Origin of the sequence: Streptomyces sp. NBC_00569 (assembly GCF_036345255.1) — a bacterium.
Taxonomy (GTDB): Bacteria; Actinomycetota; Actinomycetes; order Streptomycetales; family Streptomycetaceae; genus Streptomyces.
The window spans coordinates 180,800-200,964 of record NZ_CP107783.1; the positions used below are offsets into that span (position 1 = coordinate 180,800).

Annotated in this window: 19 protein-coding genes and 2 pseudogenes; 6 read left to right on the forward strand and 15 right to left on the reverse strand. The window is 68.1% G+C overall.

All coding sequences use genetic code 11. From position 1 onward, the window contains the following. Positions 1-128: 128 nt before the first annotated feature. The 11 genes and pseudogenes from OHO83_RS00860 to OHO83_RS00910 form a co-directional block, all read right to left on the reverse strand. The gene (locus tag OHO83_RS00860; RefSeq protein ID WP_330278437.1) at positions 129-692 is read right to left on the reverse strand and encodes a dihydrofolate reductase family protein; all 564 of its coding nucleotides are present in this window, start codon (positions 690-692) and stop codon (positions 129-131) included. A 57-nt stretch (positions 693-749) separates the two neighbouring features. Further along, positions 750-1,706, reverse strand: coding sequence for a sigma-70 family RNA polymerase sigma factor (locus OHO83_RS00865; protein WP_330278438.1), 957 nt, complete (start codon positions 1,704-1,706; stop codon positions 750-752). 337 nt (positions 1,707-2,043) lie between these two features. Next, positions 2,044-2,877, reverse strand: a complete 834-nt coding sequence (locus OHO83_RS00870) for a PIG-L family deacetylase (RefSeq protein ID WP_330278439.1) — start codon at positions 2,875-2,877, stop codon at positions 2,044-2,046. Positions 2,878-3,462: 585 nt separating this feature from the next. Beyond that, entirely contained in the window at positions 3,463-3,726 is a 264-nt protein-coding gene (locus tag OHO83_RS00875) for a hypothetical protein (RefSeq protein ID WP_266679943.1), read from the reverse strand. A gap of 472 nt (positions 3,727-4,198) precedes the next feature. Then, the gene (locus OHO83_RS00880; protein ID WP_330278440.1) at positions 4,199-4,624 is read right to left on the reverse strand and encodes a hypothetical protein; all 426 of its coding nucleotides are present in this window, start codon (positions 4,622-4,624) and stop codon (positions 4,199-4,201) included. Next, complete coding sequence (locus OHO83_RS00885) at positions 4,603-5,370, reverse strand: class I SAM-dependent methyltransferase (RefSeq protein WP_330278441.1); 768 nt, start codon at positions 5,368-5,370, stop codon at positions 4,603-4,605. Before OHO83_RS00885 ends, OHO83_RS00880 begins: the two co-directional genes overlap by 22 nt. Next, positions 5,367-6,158: a DUF2071 domain-containing protein gene (locus OHO83_RS00890; RefSeq protein ID WP_330278442.1), complete on the reverse strand. Its 792-nt coding sequence runs from the start codon at positions 6,156-6,158 to the stop codon at positions 5,367-5,369. The genes OHO83_RS00885 and OHO83_RS00890 overlap by 4 nt, the downstream gene beginning before the upstream one ends. Beyond that, positions 6,155-7,087 (reverse strand): DUF3419 family protein, encoded by a 933-nt coding sequence (locus tag OHO83_RS00895; RefSeq protein WP_330278443.1) that lies wholly within the window; start codon positions 7,085-7,087, stop codon positions 6,155-6,157. The genes OHO83_RS00890 and OHO83_RS00895 overlap by 4 nt, the downstream gene beginning before the upstream one ends. Continuing rightward, complete coding sequence (locus OHO83_RS00900) at positions 7,084-7,512, reverse strand: DoxX-like family protein (RefSeq protein WP_330278444.1); 429 nt, start codon at positions 7,510-7,512, stop codon at positions 7,084-7,086. The genes OHO83_RS00895 and OHO83_RS00900 overlap by 4 nt, the downstream gene beginning before the upstream one ends. 928 nt (positions 7,513-8,440) lie before the next feature. Beyond that, a pseudogene (locus tag OHO83_RS00905) lies at positions 8,441-9,879 on the reverse strand (IS1380 family transposase). A gap of 617 nt (positions 9,880-10,496) precedes the next feature. Then, positions 10,497-10,991, reverse strand: coding sequence for a DUF5994 family protein (locus OHO83_RS00910; RefSeq protein ID WP_266679904.1), 495 nt, complete (start codon positions 10,989-10,991; stop codon positions 10,497-10,499). 280 nt (positions 10,992-11,271) lie between these two features. Between OHO83_RS00910 and OHO83_RS00915 the strand changes: the two genes are divergently transcribed. Both OHO83_RS00915 and OHO83_RS00920 read left to right on the forward strand, forming a co-directional pair. After that, positions 11,272-11,850: a DUF5994 family protein gene (locus OHO83_RS00915; RefSeq protein ID WP_266679902.1), complete on the forward strand. Its 579-nt coding sequence runs from the start codon at positions 11,272-11,274 to the stop codon at positions 11,848-11,850. Positions 11,851-12,096: 246 nt separating this feature from the next. Continuing rightward, a complete protein-coding gene (locus OHO83_RS00920; RefSeq protein ID WP_266679900.1) occupies positions 12,097-12,363 on the forward strand; it encodes a hypothetical protein in 267 nt (88 codons plus the stop codon). Positions 12,364-12,421: 58 nt separating this feature from the next. On the opposite strand, the gene OHO83_RS00925 is transcribed toward OHO83_RS00920, so the two are convergent. Then, positions 12,422-13,615 carry an RNA-guided endonuclease InsQ/TnpB family protein gene (locus OHO83_RS00925; RefSeq protein WP_330278445.1) on the reverse strand — a complete coding sequence of 398 codons (1,194 nt, stop codon included), beginning with the start codon at positions 13,613-13,615 and terminating at the stop codon, positions 12,422-12,424. A 175-nt stretch (positions 13,616-13,790) separates the two neighbouring features. Between OHO83_RS00925 and OHO83_RS00930 the strand changes: the two genes are divergently transcribed. Together OHO83_RS00930 and OHO83_RS00935 are read left to right on the forward strand one after the other, a co-directional pair. Beyond that, a complete protein-coding gene (locus OHO83_RS00930) occupies positions 13,791-14,063 on the forward strand; it encodes a hypothetical protein (protein WP_266679896.1) in 273 nt (90 codons plus the stop codon). Positions 14,064-14,305: 242 nt separating this feature from the next. Further along, positions 14,306-14,389 (forward strand): annotated as a pseudogene (locus OHO83_RS00935) (IS5/IS1182 family transposase); the annotation flags it as partial. Between the two features lie 141 nt (positions 14,390-14,530). Here the strand turns inward: OHO83_RS00935 and OHO83_RS00940 are convergent. Both OHO83_RS00940 and OHO83_RS00945 read right to left on the reverse strand, forming a co-directional pair. Further along, a complete protein-coding gene (locus OHO83_RS00940) occupies positions 14,531-14,806 on the reverse strand; it encodes a hypothetical protein (RefSeq protein WP_266679894.1) in 276 nt (91 codons plus the stop codon). Between the two features lie 63 nt (positions 14,807-14,869). Further along, the gene (locus OHO83_RS00945) at positions 14,870-15,739 is read right to left on the reverse strand and encodes an alpha/beta fold hydrolase (protein WP_266679892.1); all 870 of its coding nucleotides are present in this window, start codon (positions 15,737-15,739) and stop codon (positions 14,870-14,872) included. 458 nt (positions 15,740-16,197) lie between these two features. On the opposite strand from OHO83_RS00945, the gene OHO83_RS00950 reads away from it, so the two are divergent. Beyond that, complete coding sequence (locus tag OHO83_RS00950; protein ID WP_266679890.1) at positions 16,198-16,719, forward strand: CGNR zinc finger domain-containing protein; 522 nt, start codon at positions 16,198-16,200, stop codon at positions 16,717-16,719. A gap of 69 nt (positions 16,720-16,788) precedes the next feature. Here the strand turns inward: OHO83_RS00950 and OHO83_RS00955 are convergent, their stop codons facing one another. Then, positions 16,789-17,448 (reverse strand): RNA-guided endonuclease TnpB family protein, encoded by a 660-nt coding sequence (locus tag OHO83_RS00955; RefSeq protein ID WP_330278446.1) that lies wholly within the window; start codon positions 17,446-17,448, stop codon positions 16,789-16,791. A 401-nt stretch (positions 17,449-17,849) separates the two neighbouring features. Between OHO83_RS00955 and gyrB the strand changes: the two genes are divergently transcribed. Continuing rightward, positions 17,850-19,883, forward strand: coding sequence for a DNA topoisomerase (ATP-hydrolyzing) subunit B (gene gyrB / locus OHO83_RS00960; RefSeq protein WP_330278447.1), 2,034 nt, complete (start codon positions 17,850-17,852; stop codon positions 19,881-19,883). Positions 19,884-20,165 lie beyond the last annotated feature (282 nt).

Here is a 20,165-nt window from a genome sequence, read left to right on the forward strand (position 1 = left end):
CCGGCTTCCAGCATGACGTCACCGTCGACCGCAGGACGTCGTTGCCGGAGACGCGGCGCCCGCTCCGGCGGCGGGCCAGGGCGAAAGGCTCGACGACACGGTCTTCGCGGTGTATCAGCCAGTGGCGGTCATCGGGCGGCCTTGCGGTAGCGACTGAGGACGGCGGCCCCGACCCGCTCAGCAGCCAGGCACTCCAGCTCGGCGTGGGGGCCACCGACCGGGAAAAGGCGCTGCCCGGTGCCGAGGACAGTCGGAAAGGTCAGCAGCCGGTATTCGTCGATCAGGTCCGCGGCCATCAACCGGTCCACGACGCTGAGGCTTCCGGTGACGACCATGTTCCGGCGCTCTCGTCTGACGGCATCGACCAGATCGCCCTCCAGGAGCTGGGAGTTCGACCACGCCGAGGTGTCGGAATCGGTCAGGGTGCGGGAGGCGACCAGCTTCGGCACGGCGTTCATCCGCGCGGCGAACGGGTCGTCGCGGCCCGGCCACAGCCGCGAGAACAGCTGCCAGGTAGTGCGCCCGAGCAGCAGCACCCCGTCATCCAACGTGCGGCCGAGCCGGAACTTGTCCCCGGCGACAGCCTCCGGGCCGTTCCGGAATGCCCAGCCGCCCCCCGGCGTGCCCGCGGACCCGTCCGGGTCGGACACGATGCCGTCCAGGGTGATGAACTCGATGACGATGACGCTCACGATGAGGTTCCCTTCGGTTCGGTGCTCACCAGTACCTACCGGGCTCACCACCCCGACTCATCGCTCCCGGCGCAAATGATTGGCAGGAATTTCGCGCGGCAGCCCGAAGCCGTCAAATACGCGCGGATCGGCGAACACCACGTTGCGCGTGATGCGGCCGCCGGTGACGGTGAAGACCTGCAGGGTGTGCAGACGGCGTTTGCCGCCGGGCTGCGGCGCGTACGCGGCGAGCGCAGGCTGCCCGTTGGAGGTCAGCGCCCGCATGCCCCATCCCGGGCCACGCATCGCGAACACTCGCTCTAGGAACCGTCCGTAGTCCCGGCTCCCCCGGTACCACAGCGGCACTGGCGGCATCTCCAGCACCGCGTCCTCGGCCAGGAGCTGCACCAGCGCGGGGACATCCGCCGCCTCGAACGCCTGCATGTACCGCTCGATGACCGAGCGCACCTCAGGATCATCCGGCTCGGTGACCGCACCCATATCGCCCACCTCGGCGAGGGCGGCGCGGGCGCGCTGCAGCGCGCTGTTGACCGCTGCGACCGTAGTCCCCAACTGCTCGGCGACCTCGGCGGCGGTGAACGCAAGCACCTCACGCAGCACCAGCACCGCCCGCTGCCGCGCCGGCAGGAGCTGCACCGCCGCCACCCACGCGAGCCGCAGATCGGCCCTGACCTCAATATCGAACCGCGCGTCGGGGAACGGCTCCAACCAGGACACATCGGGTGCCGGTACCAGCGGCGCACCGGGATCGTCGCTGGGCATGCCCAGTCCGCACGGCAAAGGACGCCGACCGCGCCCCTCCAGTGCGGTCAGGCACGCATTGGTCGCGATCCGGTACAGCCAGGTTCGCACCGACGCGCGCGCCGGGTCGTACCGGTCGCGGGCCTTCCAGGCACGCAGCAGCGTCTCCTGCACCAGATCCTCGGCCTCGTGGAACGACCCCAGCATCCGGTAGCAGAACACCACCAACTCGCCCCGGTACGGCTCGAAGTCCATCGGCCTATCATGCCGCACAGCGGCCTCACGCCTAGGCGGGCCTCAGCAGGGTTCGCCGGGGCTTTGCACAGGCACCACTCGACGCCCCTCCCCGACAATGACCCTCTCTGCGACCACATGCGGCGGTTGTGACTCCGGTCGCGTGACTGCAGACGGCTGGAGAGCGGGCGCGCGTCGGCCCGCCGGCACGAGGAAGAGCCGACGGGCCGACGCCTCAACCTCGCACCCGCTGCCGATCGGCAGCCGTCCGTTCGCGACGGCCAGCCGGGCCGCGGCGCGAAGGGTCCCGCCGGGCCGGGCGCGAGTGGTCCCGTCGGGCCGGTGCTTCACATGCCCGGCACTTCGGGCGGGCGGGTCAGCGTAGGCCGGCGAAGAGATCGTTCTCGGGTACGGCCGCGCCGGTGGCGTCCTTGACCCGTACGAAGGTCTCCATGCCCATCAATTCGCCGAACCTCTCCTTGCCCATCTTGAGGAAGAAGATGTTCTCGCCCTGACTGGCGTGCGCGGCCAGCGCGTCGAACTTCTGACCGCTGAACGCGGTGGTGTCCACCCACGTGGTGATCTCATCGTCGGGGAGGCCGATCTCGGCCAATGCGGCGGCCTCAGCGGGATCCGGCTCCGGCATGTCCTCATGAAACTCCCGCATGATCTCGCCGAACCGCTGCATCCCCGAGCGGGGCATCGTCGTCCAGTACACCTTCGGTGTCAGCTCGGTCATCTCCACCGCCGCCATCGTGATGCGGTGGGCCTGGATGTGGTCGGGGTGGCCGTAGAAGCCGTTCTCGTCATAGGTGACCACCACATCGGGCCGGTAGTGCCGCATGAGTTCCGCGAGACGGGCAGCGCCCTCCTCCACGGGGGTCTGCCAGAAGGAACCGGGGGCGTCGTTGCTCGGCCAGCCCGTCATCCCGGAGTCGGCGTAGTCCAGCATCTCCAGATCGCTGACCTTCAGGACGTCACAGCTCGCCTCGAGTTCTTGACGGCGCATCAAGGCGACAGCCGCCGGATCGTGTCCGGGATCGCCCGGCTTGACACCCCCCGGTCCATCACCGCAACCGCCGTCGGTACACGTCACGAGAACCGTGCGGATACCCTCCGCCGCATACCGCGCAAGGACCCCGCCGGTTCCGGTGGCCTCATCATCGGGGTGAGCGTGCACAGCCATCAGCGTCAAAGGCCGTTCAGTCATGAAATTCCTCCTGCAGCAATACGTCTCAGTCCGAGTGCGCGGCGGTGTACCACGCCCCCAGGGCCGGAACCTGTCGGTGCGGCCGACCTTGCGGTCTCCGTGCTCCTCGCCCCATGCGGCGCCGCTCCCTCAGCCGATGCAACAGCGCCGACCGGACCAGCTGTTCCCGACACGACGGCTCGACCTCCAGACTCGGCGTTTCCACGCGATCCAGACGGCACGCCATACCCCGCCGCCAGCAAAGCGGGAACCTACCGGCTCGCCCCTACCGTGCGCTGCGGCTGGAACCAATTCGAGCAGCTCGCCGAATACAGCCTCGCCCTCCGGACCCACCACAGGCACCCGAGACCTGCACGGAACAGGCACGGAACAGGCACCGCACTGCATTGCACTGCAGTGCCGCCACGATGGCCGTGCCCCGGGGAGCCAGCAAGGGCGTGCGTTTCTCTTCGCCCGAGGGCATCAGCCCCGCGTGTCCCGCCCGAGGCACGGCGAGCTGGTTGACGAACATCAGGATGTCGACGGGGTCCCATGCCAGGTCCAGGCGACGGCCATGGCCATGGCCATGGCCATGGCCAGCGTCTCTCACTTCTCGATGTTGTTGAGCGAGCCGAGTCGGCGGGACAGCGCGGCCAGGCGGTCAGTGATGAGAGCCAGGCAGTCCGGGCACCAGCGTTCACCCGGCTTGTCCAGGTCCAGCGGCACGTCCTGCTTCGGCGCCGGGAGCACTATGCCGACAGTGTCAGAGCAGGCGATGGCCTGAAACTCATTCACCGTGTCGCCGACGGGCTTGTGCCACACCAGGGTCTCGGACCGGCCCTCGGTGACCCGCCCTCGTGTTGCCAGCATGATCAGTATCCTCACTTCTCAGTGTGCTCGAATGCGGCCCGAATGGCAGCCGGCGTCTTCGTATCGCGGATCCGACATCCCTGCACCTTCCCGGAGCCGGGCCGAGAGCGATGAGCGGGGACTCCAGGCCATTATCCCACCAGCCTTCTGTGGTGCCCTCGTTGAGGACGTGGGTGAAGGAACGGACCGGCAAGGCCCCGCAGGCAGGAGCCGCCGGTCTCTCGTAGATCGTCGGCTGATATCTCGCCACCGCGAGCAACGACCGCGCTGAGGTTGTCGTCCGACCGCTTCCCCCCACGCAAAGACTCAGGCAGCAACGACGACCGGACGAACTCCCGCTCGTCATCGGGCCGTTCACGGTGACCTATCACTCAAGCGAGATCCACTAGTCAAGATCCTTTGAAGACACGCCCCAACGGTCCGACCACCGGCGGGACCCACGACCACGTGCATCCAGGCGACGACATGCCCCTCACCGGAGAACGTGCAGACTCGCCGTCGCGAACACCGCTGTCACCCAGGTCCACAGCACGGCGAGAGCGACATGTCCGCCGGTGCGCAGGCGGTGGCCACGCCACAGGCGCGGGGAGAAGTAAGCGAACTCCATGATCCAGCGCAGGCCCCAGAAAAGAGTCTGGGCGCACAGCAGAAACGTAGGCAGGGGCGCGCCAGTGAGGAGGTCCGGAGCGAACGCCAGCGGGAGAGTGCCGAGCAGCGCGCAGGTCAGGGCGATGAAGACGAGGTGGGCGTAGGAGACCTGGCGTGTCAGCAGGCTGCTGGCGCGCAGATCGCCGGGCCAGCCCAGGACGCGCGGCAGCACGGTGTGCACCAGCCCCATGACGATGAGGGCCAGGCCGATCAGACGCAACTGGCCTGTCAGGGAGAAGAGTTGGGGCATGTCTCATCCTTGGTGAAGGCGAATGCCGTGATCAGGTGGGCGAGACGGCGCTCGGTCGTGGGGCGCAGTCCGGCGTGGGCGGCGAGGCGCAGCCATTCCGCGCGGGGCAGGAAGTGCCAGGCGCCGGGCCCGAACGCGGCCGTGTTCGCGATGTCCCTGAGGTGTTCGGTGAGGACGAGTGTGCCTCCGGGGCGCAGTATCCGGCCGCATTCGGTGAACAGTTCCTCCCGATCTCGTGCCCGACGTAGTTCGTGTGCGGCGAAGACCAGCAGGACCGCGTCGGTCCCGGCTGTGGGAAGCGGCAGCGTGTCGGGGCGGCCCGGCAGGGCGTGGGCGGGCGGCGGCACGCGGCGCCGTGCCCGGCGTATGGAGCCCTCACTGGTCAGTGCCGGGTCGTACAGATCGACGGCGGATCGCCGTGCGGCGGGCCAGCGTGCGGCGAGAGGGGCACTCACCTCGTCGAGTCCACAGCTCACCACCACGTACGCGGACGGGGTGCGGGGCAGCAGTGACGCCAGCCAGTGGTAGGCGTACAGGTCCGAGCGGTCGTAGACGTACCAACTGGCCGCCGTGGCCGTGCCGAGAAGGGTGATTGCCGCTGCGGATCCGGAACGGGCAAGGCGGCGCAGAGGGCGTGGCAGGTGCCCTACGACGGCGGCCGCGCCCGCTGCGGTGGCCAGGCCCGCCGCGTACTGAGGCCAGTTGTAGGCGATGACGTCGCGCGCGCCTGAGTGTCGTCCGCTCATCGCCGGCCGCCGCTCTCGCTGCGACGCACCCCACGGTGCCAGCCGTAGTCGACGCCGTCGATGTGGAATGCGTTGGCGAGCACAGGTCGGGTTCCGGCGAACGGGCCGTGATCGAAGAAGGTCAGACGGCGCACGTCAACCGTCACGGGTTGCGGGTCCCATCGCGTGCGGAATGCCTTGATGACGATCACGGAGCGGGTCTGTGGCTCGTACTCGAAGGTGTACGGCAGTGGTCCGGCGAAGCGGCGTGCGGCGCGCTCGTCGGCGAACGGGCTGTTCGGCGGTAGCGGCGCCGGGGTTTTGCGCAGGTCGGCGCGCACATCCAGATCGGCGTGCCCGTCGGCGGTGTCGACGCAGAACTCCAAGGCGTTGCCCGTGACCTGCGAGCGTATGCGGGCCAGGCGGTAGTTGTAGCGAGTGAGCAGGTTGCCGCCGAGTTGCATGAAGCGGGTGTTGGTGTCGCTGCGCAGGATGCGCAGGCCACGCATGGTGCGGCCTCCAGGGGTGGGGAAGCGGGTGAAGACGCGGTAGCCGGTCAGCAGGAAGTCGCGGCCCAAGCGAGCGGGCAGCCCGGCCGGCCGCAGGTCTCGGGTATCGACCACGGCGGCGGCCACGAAGCCGTACTCCACATCCTGTGCACTGGCTCGGTAGGTGTCGAGTTCCAGGAACGGCGGCACGAGGGGGCGCAGCACCTCGGCGGGCAGGGCGTAAGTCAGGACGAGGGAATGCGCGAAGTGGCTGCGTATCGATATGGGGTGACGTTGTATCAGGTACGACGGGTTCCTCACGGATCGATCCTTCTGTCGTTGGTGCCGTCCGGGTTTGCGCCCAGACGGACTACGCGTACGACGCCCCACAGCGCGGAGCGGTCCTGTGCGGCCCAGCCGGCTCCGGCCGGTCCCGGTTCGCGGAAGCTGCGCAGGACGACGATGCCGCCGGGGCGTACTGCGTGGCGTACGGCTGCGCGCAGTTGTCCGGCGAAGGCCGGGCCTGGACCGTCGAGCACGTTCGACAGTGTTGCGGCGTCGTATCCGCCGCGCGGCGCTCGCTCCAGGACGTCCACCACGTCGCCCTGGACGAGGCGTACATCCGGAGCGTGCACCGGCTCCGCGTCGGGCTGTTCGGCGCCCACGAACAGCCGCCACAGCCAGGGATTGCGGACATTGGGGTGGCGGGCGACCGTCCGCTCCAGGCGCTGCCGGAGCACTTCGTCGAAGCGCGCGGGGACCACTGACGCGAATGAGGGAAGCAGCGCCATCGCGAGCGCCCCGCCCGGCCGCAGGGACCATCGCATCAGGCGGCGCAGCCCGGGTCCGTCCAGGTCGCTGCGCCAGCACCGGACCTGCTGGACGGGATCGTCCAGAGCTAGGAAGCCGCGCAGCGCGGCCTCACGCCAGGCAGGCAGCAGTGTCCCGGCCACGCCGCGCCCCAGTCGCATCAGTGTCTCCGCGGCGCCTTCCACGCTCGCGCCGCCCGCAAGGCGGGCGCGGGCATAGGCGAGCTGCACCGGGTTGACATCTACGGCCGTCACGTCATGGCCGGCCTGACTCAGGGCGGCCGCAGTGTCGCCCGCGGAGGCGATGCACAGCACCCGCGAGCGCGATGCCGGCAGGACGCCGAGCTCGATGCCGTAGTCCTCGTACATCCGCCCGAACAGCAGACGCGGGCCTCCGAAACCACCGAGGATCCGGCCACGGGTCCATGGGGTGGCACTCATCGGGCCGCCGCCTTCGCAGAGGATTCCGCGACCATCCAGACCAGCGCGACGAAGGCCAGATTCTGCGTGAGCAGACGCCCGGGCTCATCGATCTGCCCCGGACTGAACAGCAGGCCACCCGCGTTGAAGCCCCCCACGAGCACCGTCTGCACGAGGGCGGCGGCCTGCGCTCGCCGCCCCGACAGCACCCAGAGACCGAGCGCCACTTCCGCAAGCCCGATGGCCACCAGCGCCGTCGTCACGGCCCATGCCGGCAGGAACGGCACATCCCCCACAATGGCCCGCTGGTCGGCCCGCCCTGGCCAGACCTTGCACCACCACCCTTCGTAGAACCACACCAGGGCGACCGCCCCGCGCGCAGCACCCCCCAATCCCGTTTGTTCCCGAACCACATGACGGCCCTGAAGTTTGGCCGGAAGGCTCATGCGCACCCCACCGATCCGATAAGTTGAACGCGTTCAAATAAACCATACGGATCGTGAACGCGGGAGATCTCGCATGCGACGGACCATCAAAGCCAGGACGATCGGCGGGGTGTTCGCCGATATGGCGAGGGTCGCCGGGATCGGCGCGTGCAACCTCTACGAAGGGCCGGCCGGGAGCAGCCCAGGCAGTGGCGACGCCCTGACCGCGCACGCGGCGCATGCCGCATCCCCTGTCCTCGGCATCCGAAGTCCGGTCCACCGCACGGGACTTCCTCGCCGCCTGGGCCAGAGGTGACAATGACGGCAAAGGCAAGTTGCTCAACGACGAGGCCGGCGCCGGCGACCCCCTCATCGAATACCGCACGAGGACACCGGCCTCGTCGATGAAGCTCACGGCACGAGTGTCGCGAAGCACGACGGGCCCGTTCAGGGTCGACGCCACCTCACAGACGAGGGCTGGAAGTCGACCTGGTCCTGCGACTCCTCACTACGGCAAGGGCAACTGCGAGTGAGTTCGCGCCTACCTGCACGACAGGCGCACCTCATGGCGGCCGGTGACCGCCCGTCCGCCCTCCTGCAGTTGGGGACGAGGATGCCGATGTGTGCGGCTCGAGGATTTGGGTGCGGTTGTCAGCGGCGCCGGCCAGCCGGTGGTCAGTTATGAGGTCTGCGAGGCACAGAAGGACGCTGCCGAGTGCCGGGCACCCGGAGGCGCGGAGACACAACCTCCCGCAGCTAGATTGTTCGAACCCAGGAAAGGAGATGGCGGCAGACGCGTGGGGGGTTAGCCTCGCTGTTTCGCTTTGGGTGACGAGGTGCCGCTGTGGGGTCGATCGAGGCGGTATCGGGCGGTGGGCATGGTGGGGACCCGGCGCGTTGGTCGGGTTCTCCAAGGTCTTTCGTGTCGTAGGTGGCCGGGGCAGGCTGGTCAGTTGGCGGGGCGGGGTAGGGCGGCCAGACGGTGGAAGGCGGCGGCGAGTTGGTGTCGCCAAGGCCAGGTTGCTGCGATCCGCAGATGGAGGCGGCGTCCGCCGCGGGTGAGACGGGCAGCGACGTGCAGAATCCGGTAGCGGAGTTTCTTGGGTTCGGCGGTAGCCAGCTCGCCGTCCAGCAGCAGGACGCGGGTCCAGGCCAGAAGGTCGATAGCCGCGAGGCTGAGTTCGAGCCAGGCGGCGTTGACGGAGAACAGGCGGGATGGGAAGCGTCCGAAGCCGGTGGTCTTGCCGCACCGGATGTGGTCCTCGACGGTGGCGTGTCCACGGTGGCGGACCTCCACGGAACTGGGCCGAGCCGCCGCCGGAGGACGGGGTGTCGGTGAGGAAGACCTGGTGCCGCAGGCCCTCGTCACTGTCGAACAAGGAGAGCTGGGCGCCGGGGTGCGGGCGCTCGCGGCGCACGATGATGCGGGTGCCGGCCGGGTAGCCGTTCAGGTCGACCATGCCGGTCAGCTCGGCGACCTCGGCGGACTCACGCAGGGTCCCGTCCGCGTCCAGGGCGGGGTGCCAGACCTGTTCGGGCAGGGCGCGGATCGCGCGGCGGACCGGTGCGGTGACTGCGTATCCGACCGAGAAACGCAGGTGAAGGCCGTTGTCACGCAAGGCGCGGAGATGTGTGAGGAACGCCTTCGCGCTGCCTGCGCTGTCGGTGCGGACCAGGATGTCGGTGCCGTGCCGGTGGGCGTCGGGGATCTGCGCGAGGGCCTGGTCGAGCACGGTGATGTGATCGGCGGCGGTGTTGTCTCCGGCGTTGCCCGGCCGCAGCAGCCCGGACATCGCCTCGCCGGTGTTGACCAGGAAACACAGCAACGGGTGGAACCCGAAGCCGCCTTTGTAGGTGGGTGCGGCCTGGTCTTTCTCGGAGTGGCAGGTGACCAGCGTGGCGTCGAGGGCCAGGACCAGGCCGGGCAGTTCACGTCCGCCGGCCTTCACTGCGGGTATCGCGGCGCGGGTCTCGGCGGCCTGCAGCCAGGCCACCTCCCGGGCTGCGGCGCGGGCCGACCGCAGGCGGTCCAGTATGCGTTCGTCGACGGCTTGCCAGCAGCCGCCAAGCCGTCGGCGTGGAGGCCACCGGACCGAACACCTCGCGCTGGTCCCGCAGAACGGCCAGATCCGCGATCGCCTCGCCGCCGTCAGCGAGCATCACTGCGAGATCGGTGGCGATCCGGCCTGAGTCATAGCCGGTGCCGCGCGGCCGAAGCGGCCGGAGCACGGTGGAATACGCCGCCGTCAGCCCGGTCGCTTCGGCGAGGTCCGCCAGCAAACGTGCTCCGGCATGCCCGACCACCCCCGACCCGTCAGTGGACACCACAAGCCGGGGCCGCGAACCGATATCCTTCACGCAGAAAGTGCCTTCCTCTGGCGACGACAGAACCCCTAGACAAGGTCCATCGTCCCAGCTCAGGAAGGCACTTTTGCGTTTCTACCCAACCCTCAGCCGCACCCCAACCGAAACGGCGAGGCCAGGCATGCTGCCTCCCTGATCGCGCGCCCGGGCAGTTGCGGCTGCCCCCGACGAGTGACTGCGTCGAGGGTGCCGAGTTCCTTTCCTTGTGCGACCAGATCACCGTCCTGGAACAGCAACTCGGTCGGGAGGAAGTGAAGTTCGCTCCGGAGGGGCGGACCTTGCTTGCCGCAGTACTCGCACCGCTGCCCCGCGAGGTGCTGCACCGTCTTCGCCTGCTGGTACGGCCGGACACGGTCCTGTGGTGACGCCGCGGCCCGATGCAACAGCGGCACGCAGGCACCCTGCCGTCTCAAGCGGCCCGGACGACCGCCCGCCATCCGCTCGATTCGGGATCCAGTCCCGTGAGAACAGCGGTTAGGGCTATCGCCGCATCCACGGGGAGCCGGCCGTGCTCGGGGTCAAGGTCGCTCCCTCCACCGTCCGGGAAATCCTCAAAGCCGAAGGCCTCCAGCTCGCCGATCCTGTCGCCCCTGTGTCCACCAGGCCGTGAGTCCGCCACTCACGGCTTTCCGCCATCGCGATCATCCCGACTCCGCGCGCTCGGTGGCCGCTTCGGGAAGCGTGGCAACAAGGATGTCGGCAGCCTGGGTGACGTTGTCGGCGTCGACCGCACGGGCCATCGCCACGCGGGCCGCATCGGCCGTCGTGGCCGACGGGACCACGAGCAGAACGAAGTGATCGTTGTCGCCACGGGTGATGAGAACGGTGTCGTCGCCGACAGGGAAGGTGTCGAAGTGCACGACCCGGTCGTCGACGACCAATCGGGTCGGGACCTCCTCCCAGGCGGCGGTGTCCAGGCCGACCCGCGTGATGGGTCCGAGGTGCGTGGTGAGCGCCTGGATCAGGGCGGGCAGCTCTGCCCTGACATCACGGGAGCGGGGCCACCAGGCGCCGTCGAGGACGCCTTCGCGGGAGTGCGTCGTCTGCAGCCGGAGCAGTGCAGTGCCGGGTTTCACCGCCCGATGGATCTCGTCGGGGAGGAGCTTCCGGGGGGTGGGGGCGTCAGATTCAGCCATGGTGGTCCGCCTGCCTGCGCGGGGCCGCCGACACCTTATGGCCGGCGAGATACCGCCGTTGTCTCACGGTACTCCGCGTGCCTGCGATCTTGCCCGCGAGCATCAGCCGGAGGGTACCCCCGGTGGGAAATCACCTGGTCAGAACGGCTCGTCGGACCGCGGCGCGGAGTACGCTGAAGGTACCGGGAGTAACTCGAACACCCGCTCCCACGCGGACGTCGTTTCCGGCGATCAAGACACTGGGCCGCCCTGCAGGGCGGCCCGGAGACGGGTCCGCATCATGACCACGACCATCGAACGCGGCGTGGCACGGGCGCTTGATTCCGCCCTCCCGACGCGCTTTTCCCTGACGCCGAAGACCACCCTCGCCGGCCAGTTGGACGGTGCTTGGTGGCCCCACTCGCGCGACCTCTCCACCGAGCTTCCGCCCCTGGTCGAAGCACTGGAAGGGCGTTTGGGGCGCATTACGCGCGCCATGGTGAACCCCACTCGCTGGCCCGTCGTCCCGCACAAGGTTCCCGCCACCGGGCACACGGTGCACGTGGGCTGGTTCACCGAACTGGATCCCGACAAGATGATCCTTCTCTCCTACACCGTCGGCCGCTTCGACCTGCTGGTGATCCCGCCCGGGACCGAACCCGCCGCAGCCGCCCGGCTCCTGACCGCCGCCGCAATCCCCGGCAGCGTCCTCACCGCCGGTGCGCTGATGTCCGACGAAGCCGCGACCGGCCGCCGAATGCGGGACACCCGAAGCAGCGAGGACACCTGGGAGAATGACGGCGGGTCCGCCCTGCCGCCCCTCCGGCACCCGGTCGTGGGCGCGCGGATGATCCCCCTGCCGGGGAACATGCGGAGATGACGACATGGAGGCCTTGATCATGCTCGCGGCAGGCGCCTTCCTGATCGCGCTCGGCCTGAGCCTGAGCCACCGACTCAACGCCAGCACGACGCACGCATCGCGGCCCACCACTTCAGCAACCCCTTCCCCACTTGGCCCTGACATCAGACCGCTCTCCGACCGAAGACCGCGGGTGGGGCACCCGACCCGATACCCGGGACGACCCACCCGCCGGCCCCTCGCTCGCCCCTGAAGGGAGCAGGCACCATGCATCCCACCGACACCGCGACCCTGCCCTCGGCCGGACACGCCGAGATCCGCATCGTTGCCGCCACCCCCGAAGTCGCCCGTACGGTCGCCGAATTGCTCCGCCATGCCTTCGCCGGTACGGAACAGCGCAGTTACCCCATCCCCGAGGGCGGTACCCGGCTCCACCTCACTGTCGACACCGAAGCCGCCGCAGCACCGGCCCTCGCCTGGCTCACCACCAGCAGACCGTCTACGCGCACCGGCGCCTACGGCGACGAAGTCTGAGAAAGAAAAGCGTCGGACCTTCACTTGACATGCTCCCCCTCCTGAAGGAGGGGGATTCCTACGGCTCGCGCCGTGGGGTTTTCTGCTTCGTCGCCGACTGCCCGCCCGGAGAACTCCGTTGAGGTCTTACACCAGCTCCACAGACTGTCACCGCCAGCCCGGCGGCCAGAAGGTTGCGTGCCGCGTTCACGTCCCGGTCATGGGTCGTGCCGCACTCACACGTCCAGGTACGGACGTGGAGCGGCATCGTGCCCTGCACGCTGCCGCAGTGGGAGCACAGCTTGGACGAGGGGAAGAAGCGGTCGACCGCGATCACTTCCCGCCCGTACCAGGCGGCCTTGTACTCCAGCATGCTCCGCAAGTCCGACCACGCCGCATCCGAGATGGCGCGGGCCAGTTTCCGGTTCTTGACCATGTTGCGCACGGTCAGGTCCTCGATCACGAGCGTTTGGTTTTCACGAACGAGTCGAGTGGTCAGTTGGTGCAGGTGGTCGCGGCGACGGTCGGCGATGCGGGCGTGGATCTTGGCGACCTTGCGCCGGGCCTTGGCCCGGTTCGCACTGCCCTGCTCCTTCTTCGCCATGCGGCGCTGAGCCTGGGCGAGGGCGGCACGGTCCTTGCGTTCGTGCCGAGGGTTGGCGATCTTCTCCCCGGTGGACAGAGTCAGCAGATGCTCCAGACCGACGTCGATTCCCACTGCCGCATCAGCAGCGGCAAGTGGCTCGATGGCCGGGTCCTCGCACAGCAGGGAGACGAACCAGCGCCCCGCCGCGTCCTGCGACACGGTCACCGTGGACGGGGACGCGCCCTCGGGCAGCGGGCGCGACCACACGATGTCCAGCGGCCGGGCCATCTTCGCCAGAGTCAGCTCCCCGGCACGGAACCGGAAACCGCTGGTGGTGTACTCGGCAGATTTCCGCGACTTCTTCTTCGACTTGAAGCGCGGATACTTGGCCCGCTTGGCGAAGAAGTTGGTGAATGCCGTCTGCAAGTGCCGCAACGTCTGCTGCAACGGTACGGAGGAAACCTCGTTGAGGAACGCCAGTTCCCCTGTCTTCTTCCATGCGGTCAGCATGGCCGAGGTGGCGTTGTAGTTGACCCGCTCCTGCCGCGCCCACGCTTCGGTGCGGGCGGCAAGCGCGAGGTTGTAGACCTTGCGCACGCATCCGAACGTGCGCGACAGCTCGGCAGCCTGCGCATCGGTCGGATAGAAGCGGTACTTGAACGCCCGCTTCACACAAGTCGTGGCCACGCTCACAAACTAGTGCGACCGATGTGTGAGACCAAACCTGCGGGCCAGAGCACGGCCTTTCGCCCTGGGGGCGGCGAAAGCCCACACCTTGCCCTGCTCCGCAGGAGTCCGTTTCCTCCCCTGCCTGAAGGCAGGGGTATCCACGGAGGTACCCGATGAACGAAAGGACTCGGTCATGACGACCCTCCGCGAGCGGCAGGTCTACCGCGATCGGGTCCTGACCGCCCTCTACGAAGCCACCGAAGGCAACCGTCTCCTCGGAGTCCCGGGGCGGACGCTGCGGAACGACCTGCGCATCCCGGAGGATGACCTGGCCGCCGCCTGCACCTACCTGGCCGGCGAGGGCCTGATCACCGTCGACTGGGAACCGGGCAACACACCCGCGATGGTCTCCCTCACCCACCAGGGAATCCGCCGCATGGAGGCCGAAGAAGAAGAACGCGGCTGAGCCGGAGTGCCTGAGGGCCGACCCGTCCACCGCTCAGCCCCGCACTTACGGCATGCACGGCCCCACTTGCGCACAAGAACGAGGGGGCCGGCCCGCTCGCCGCTCCCGGCCTCTCCGGTCGGCAGTCGTACAATTGAAACTGGATCGAGCACTCTCACGTGCGACGATCCGGAAGGGCGGCCCTGGCGGAGTGAATGCGCTGGGGCCGTTGCGACGAACCGCCGCCATAAGGACCTGTGGGGCACGAGCGCCAACCCGCCAACTACCTGGCCTTTCTCTGCCTCGCCGCAGCCCTCTGCTGCTACAAACGGCTCCTCAAACTCACCAGGTACGACACCGTATCGGGAGGTGTGGGCCTCAGGCTGGCGGAATCAGGTCCACACGGCCTTGCCCTTGGGGTTCGGCCCGGACTCCCCAGTCGTCGCAGAGTTCTTGGATGATGCGCATGCCTCGCCCGGACTCACCGCTCAGTGAGGTCGCGGGGATGCGGACGCGGAGTGGCTGGCTCTGTCGTGCACCTCGACCTGCAGGCAGTGCGGGTTCCGGATGCGGCGCAGCAGGCAGTCGCGGCCATCCGGGCTTCCGTCCTGGACGGCGTTGCCGGCGAGTTCCGAGACGCAGGCCTGGATGTCTTCGCGGCGTCGGCAGCCGCCCCAGGTATCGAGGGTCTGCATCGCGAAGTCGCGGGCTGTGCGCACGGTGTGCGGAGTGGCGCTCAAAGCGTGTTGGGTGAGGTGTCGCATAGCGCGTCCCTTGCCGGCCGCGGAAGGAGGGATCGGTCCGCGGTCGCCACGACACCGAGCACGTCAGGTCAGGACGCGGGCGAGGAAGTCGCGGATGTGCTCGGTGATGATCTGGAGGTGGCTTTCCAGGGCGAAGTGCCCGGACTCCAGCAGGTGGATCTCGGCATCGGGCAGGTCCTGGGCGAAAGCCCTGGCTCCGTCGGGGCCGAAGATCTCGTCGTTCGCTCCCCAGACCGCCAGCAGCGGCACCTGGGAGTTGCGGAAGTACTGGTGGACCTGGGGGTAGAGGTCCACGTTGGTGGGATAGTCACGGAAGAGCTTGAGCTGGATGTCGTCGTTTCCGGGGCGGTCCAGCAGTGCCTGGTCGTGGACCCAGTTGTCGGGACTGACCAAGGTGGGGTCGGCGACCCCGTTCACGTACTGCCAGCGGGTGATCTCGGGGGTGAGAGCGCCGCGCATGGGTGCCTCGGTGTCCGGTCCCGGGGCCTTGGCGTAGGCGAAGACGCCGTCCCAGAAGGGCTTGACGAAGCCCTCTACGTAGGCGTTGCCATTCTGGGTGATGATCGCTGTGATGCGGTCGGGGTTCTGGAGGGCGAGTCGCCAGCCGATGGGGGCGCCGTAGTCCTGCACGTACATCGCGAAACGGTCGATGCCCAGTTGCCGCAGCAGGCCGGAGGTGACGTCGGTGAGGGCGTCGAAGGTGTAAGGGAAGTCCTGCAGGGTGGGCGTCGCGGACTGTCCGAACCCGATGTGGTCGGGGGCGATGACGTGGTAGCGATCGGCGAGTGCCGGGATCAGGTGCCGGAACATGTGTGAGCTGGTCGGGAAGCCGTGGAGGAGGAGGACGGCTGGTGCTGTCGGGTCGCCCGCCTCCCGGTAGAAGACCTCAAGACCGTTGACGGTGGTCGCACGGTGGTGGACTGCGGAGATCATCTCCATAACCCCTCTCATGCGTTTTAGTGGTTATGCATCCAGTCGAGCACACCTGACCTAACCCGTCAAGGTGCTTTATGTGGTTATACCTCGCTCCTCGTCGGACACTGCCGGCACACACAAGGGGGCACGTCGGCCTCCCCTAAGACTCCGTCCACCAGAGGTCACCAGCCAGCGCAGCCACCCACTTGACCTTCAGGACAGTCGATACCCGCCCACCCCGTGCCGCATCAGGGCGCACCCGCCCGACCCGACAGACCGGCCCGAGATCGCCGGACGCCGTCATCGGTGTTCTCGCACGCGATCACGCGACTCCGCCCTTTTGTCGCCGCCTGCCCCGTCCCGGCCGATGCACCTACTCGAAGGGGAACCGAGCTAACCAATCAAAGATTGTTTCTACGGTTACAGCGACCGCGCTCATGTAACCTGCCAAGTGAGCCGATGCGGTTAGGAGCGTGATGACGGTGGTGTCCGGCCGCGAACAGCAGGACGTACTGCTGGAACTCCTCAACAGCACACCGGTGGTCAACGGCGTCACCCAGGACCAGCTGGCAGATCCGGAAGCGGCCAGATCCTGGCAGCAGACCCACGGCGGCAACGGCACCGCAGAAGAGCGCCGACACCTCTTCCAGGCGCGTGATGCCCTGCAGGACGTGGTTCGGGGCGGTCGCCCCGCCACGTCACTGGCCTCACTCCTCAAGGACGTCACCTCCCACCCTCACCTGTCGTCGGCGGGGGTGTCGTGGGAGGTGGACACCCCTGCGGAGCGCCGGATGGCGGTCGAAGCCGTCTTGGCATGGAGTGAACTGCAAGAGACAGCACCCGGTCGACTGCGCCCTTGCGCCAACCCAGAGTGCCAGCTGTTCCTCATCGACCGCAGCAAGACCAACAAGGCCCGCTGGTGCTCGATGGCCGTCTGCGGCAACCGCATGAAGGCCAGGCGCCACTACCAGCGCACCCGCGACGGCGCAGCCGGATAGACCCGTTGCTTCGATCCTCGACGAGTCTCAGCATTCAGGGCATTTCTGCCTGGAAGGTCCGTCTCATCACTAAAGCGTGTGGGCTTCGGCTTGAGTACGGTCTCTCGTTTCCGTCTGCCGCTGGTGCGGCAGGGTTGCGCCACCTGCCCGCCCCGTCCCGGCCTTGCGACTGGGGCGGGTGGCGCGGGTCTTCCGGTCGGCTCCACGAGGCTTCGACACCTTGACGATGTCCTGGTCTCCGGCCACTCCGGTACCAGTTGCTGCTGCCGCCAGGGCGGCGAGGTTGCGGGCCGCGTTGTCGTCCCGGTCGAGGACCAGGCCGCAGGCGTCGCATTCGTAGGTCCGCATGTGCAGCGGCAGTTTGGCTTTCACCGCGCCACACCCGGAGCAGGTCTTGGAGGAGGGGAACCAGCGGTCGGCGGCCACGATGCGGCAGTCGTTCCGGCGGGTTTTGTAGGTGAGCTGACGGCGGATCTCTCCGAAACCGGCGCCTGCGATCCTGCGGGCCAGGCGCCGATTGCGGAGCATCCCGGCAACGTTGAGGTCTTCCACCACGATCGTGCCGTACTCGGCCGTCACGGCGGTGGTGAGCTTGTGCAGGGCATCGGCGCGGAGGTTCGCCACCCGGTAGTGCAGCCGATTGCGGGCGGCGTTGGCCTTCTCCGCGACGGCAGCCAGGACGTCGTCCCACGCGGCGCCTTCGGCCCGATGTCGCCACCAGCAGCTCAATCCATCGAGGCAGGCTTCCGTCGGAGGCTGAGGGCTGGCGGAATCCTACGCAGCGCGACTGGCGACCGCAGAGAGTCACGCTGGAAATAGCCTCTGGGGCGCTACGCGAGAAGGCGTCAGGAAGGCCACCAGGTGCCCCCCGGTCGCATTTTCATGAGGTTGAGGCAGGGGGGATCGCCTCTGTCGGTCCAGGGGCCGCACAGAGGCACATAGGGATGTTCTCACCCCATCGGTAAGAGGTACCTCCGATATTCTGGACAGCGTCCCGGTAGTCGAGGGTCCCGAGGCCCATGAGGCCCGGGGCCTTGTTTGGGCTGCCGTGCCCTGTCTTCGCCAACTGTCCGACCGCTCCCGCACCGTGGTGTGGGAGCGCGGTCTGCCATGCCCGAAAGAGAGCATCTGTGACCACTTACGACACTCGCCCCGCCACCGATACCCCCGGTTCCCAGCAGCCCGGCCATGCGGGTATGGCGTCGTATGACGCCAACGCGATCACTGTTCTGGACGGCCTGGACGCGGTGCGCAAGCGGCCAGGGATGTACATCGGCTCCACGGGAGAGCTGGGGCTGCACCACCTGGTGCAGGAGCTCGTGGACAACTCCGTGGACGAGGCCCTCGCGGGAGTGGCCGACCGGATCGACGTGACGATCCTCGCCGACGGCGGGGTACGGGTGGTCGACAACGGCCGCGGCATCCCGGTGGGGATGCACCCAGTGGAGAAGCGGCCGGCCGTCGAGCTGGTGCTGACAGTGCTGCACGCGGGCGGGAAGTTCGGGGGCGGCGGCTACGCGGTCTCCGGCGGTCTGCACGGTGTGGGCCTGTCAGTGGTCAACGCGCTGTCGACCCGGCTGTCGGCGGAGATCTGGACCGACGGCTACCGGTGGACACAGGACTACAAAGACGGCGCTCCCACCGCCCAACTGGCCCGCCACGAGGTCACCTCCCGAACGGGCACCTCCTTGACGTTCTGGGCAGACGGCGGCATCTTCGAGACCACCGAATACTCCTTCGAGACGCTGTCCAGGCGTTTCCGGGAGATGGCCTTCCTCAACCGCGGGCTCACCCTGGCCCTCACCGACGAACGGCCCTCCGCGCGCGCGACGGCCGCGGCCGACGAAGCCGACTCGGACCCGGCAGCGAAGACGGTCTCCTACCGCTACGACGGCGGCATCACCGACTTCGTCGCCTACCTCAATGCCCGCAAGGGCGAACCGGTCCATCCCTCGGTCATCACCATCGCCGCCGAGGACGTGGAACGGGTGCTGTCGGCCGAGGTAGCCCTGCAGTGGAACGGCCAGTACACCGACAGCGTGTACTCCTACGCCAACGCCATCCACACCCATGAGGGCGGCACCCACGAGGAGGGCTTCCGCACGGCACTGACCACCGTGGTCAACCGCTACGCGCGGGAGAAGAAACTGCTGCGCGAAAAGGACGCCAACCTCTCCGGCGAGGACATCCGCGAGGGACTGACCGCAATCATCTCGGTCAAGCTCGGCGAACCGCAGTTCGAGGGTCAGACCAAGACCAAACTCGGCAACACCGAGGCGCGCACCTTCGTGCAGAAGGTTGTCCACGAGCACCTGAGCGACTGGTTCGACCGCAACCCGAACGAGGCCGCGGACATCGTGCGCAAGGCCGTCCAGGCGGCCACGGCCCGGGTCGCGGCCCGCAAGGCGCGCGACCTGACCCGTCGCAAGGGCCTGCTGGAAACGGCGGCGCTGCCGGGCAAGCTGTCCGACTGCCAGTCGAACGACCCGGCGATGTCGGAGATCTTCATCGTCGAAGGAGACTCCGCCGGCGGCTCGGCCAAATCCGGCCGCAACCCGCAGCACCAGGCGATCCTCCCGATCCGCGGCAAGATCCTCAATGTGGAGAAAGCCCGGATCGACAAAATCCTGCACAACCAGGAGATCCAGGCGATCATCTCCGCGTTCGGCACGGGCGTGCACGAGGACTTCGATATCGGCAGGCTCCGCTACCACAAAATCATCTTGATGGCGGACGCCGACGTCGACGGCCAGCACATCAACACCCTGCTGCTCACCTTCCTTTTCCGCTTCATGCGGCCACTGATCGAAGATGGCCACGTCTACCTGTCCCGCCCCCCGCTCTACAAGATCAAGTGGAGTCGTGACCACGTCGAATACGCCTACTCCGACCGCGAACGCAACATGCTCCTGGAACAGGGCCGGCAGCACGGCCGCCGGATCAAGGATGATTCCATCCAGCGCTTCAAGGGCTTGGGCGAGATGAACGCCGAGGAACTGCGCGTCACCACCATGGACCCAGACCATCGGGTCCTGGGCCAGGTCACCCTCGATGACGCAGCCGTCGCCGACGACCTCTTCTCCGTCCTGATGGGCGAGGACGTCGAAGCCCGCCGCCACTTCATCCAGCGCAACGCCAAGGACGTCCGCTTCCTCGACATCTGACCGTGGGCACTGCACCAGCCCTCTCGGGACGCCCGCCCCGACATCCCGCCACTACCTCTGGTGCCCCAGGAGAGCACCGCGTGAGCGCACTCCCCGCCCCGGGCGTCGGAGCCGTCCGCAGGAGGGCTCCGACAACACCGCACGACATTGGAGCGATAGGGACCATCATTGAGACCACGACCCCTCTTCGCCCCGAAGCAGCCTAGTGTGCGTCGGCGTTGTCCCGCATTTGGACACTCAGCCGGGACTCAAGGGCAGAGCCAGTGAGCCTTTTCCAACCTG

Bases quoted from the DNA above. Each gene is read 5' to 3' on its own strand.
- OHO83_RS00875 (WP_266679943.1), bottom strand. From the start codon at position 3,726: ATGCTGGCAACACGAGGGCGGGTCACCGAGGGCCGGTCCGAGACCCTG.
- OHO83_RS00915 (WP_266679902.1), top strand. From the start codon at position 11,272: ATGACCACGACCATCGAACGCGGCGTGGCACGGGCGCTTGATTCCGCC.
- OHO83_RS00870 (WP_330278439.1), bottom strand. From the start codon at position 2,877: ATGACTGAACGGCCTTTGACGCTGATGGCTGTGCACGCTCACCCCGAT.
- OHO83_RS00885 (WP_330278441.1), bottom strand. From the start codon at position 5,370: ATGAGCGGACGACACTCAGGCGCGCGCGACGTCATCGCCTACAACTGG.
- OHO83_RS00895 (WP_330278443.1), bottom strand. From the start codon at position 7,087: ATGAGTGCCACCCCATGGACCCGTGGCCGGATCCTCGGTGGTTTCGGA.
- OHO83_RS00930 (WP_266679896.1), top strand. From the start codon at position 13,791: ATGACGACCCTCCGCGAGCGGCAGGTCTACCGCGATCGGGTCCTGACC.
- OHO83_RS00945 (WP_266679892.1), bottom strand. From the start codon at position 15,739: ATGATCTCCGCAGTCCACCACCGTGCGACCACCGTCAACGGTCTTGAG.
- OHO83_RS00880 (WP_330278440.1), bottom strand. From the start codon at position 4,624: ATGCCCCAACTCTTCTCCCTGACAGGCCAGTTGCGTCTGATCGGCCTG.
- OHO83_RS00950 (WP_266679890.1), top strand. From the start codon at position 16,198: ATGACGGTGGTGTCCGGCCGCGAACAGCAGGACGTACTGCTGGAACTC.
- OHO83_RS00920 (WP_266679900.1), top strand. From the start codon at position 12,097: ATGCATCCCACCGACACCGCGACCCTGCCCTCGGCCGGACACGCCGAG.
- OHO83_RS00940 (WP_266679894.1), bottom strand. From the start codon at position 14,806: ATGCGACACCTCACCCAACACGCTTTGAGCGCCACTCCGCACACCGTG.
- OHO83_RS00900 (WP_330278444.1), bottom strand. From the start codon at position 7,512: ATGAGCCTTCCGGCCAAACTTCAGGGCCGTCATGTGGTTCGGGAACAA.
- OHO83_RS00910 (WP_266679904.1), bottom strand. From the start codon at position 10,991: ATGGCTGAATCTGACGCCCCCACCCCCCGGAAGCTCCTCCCCGACGAG.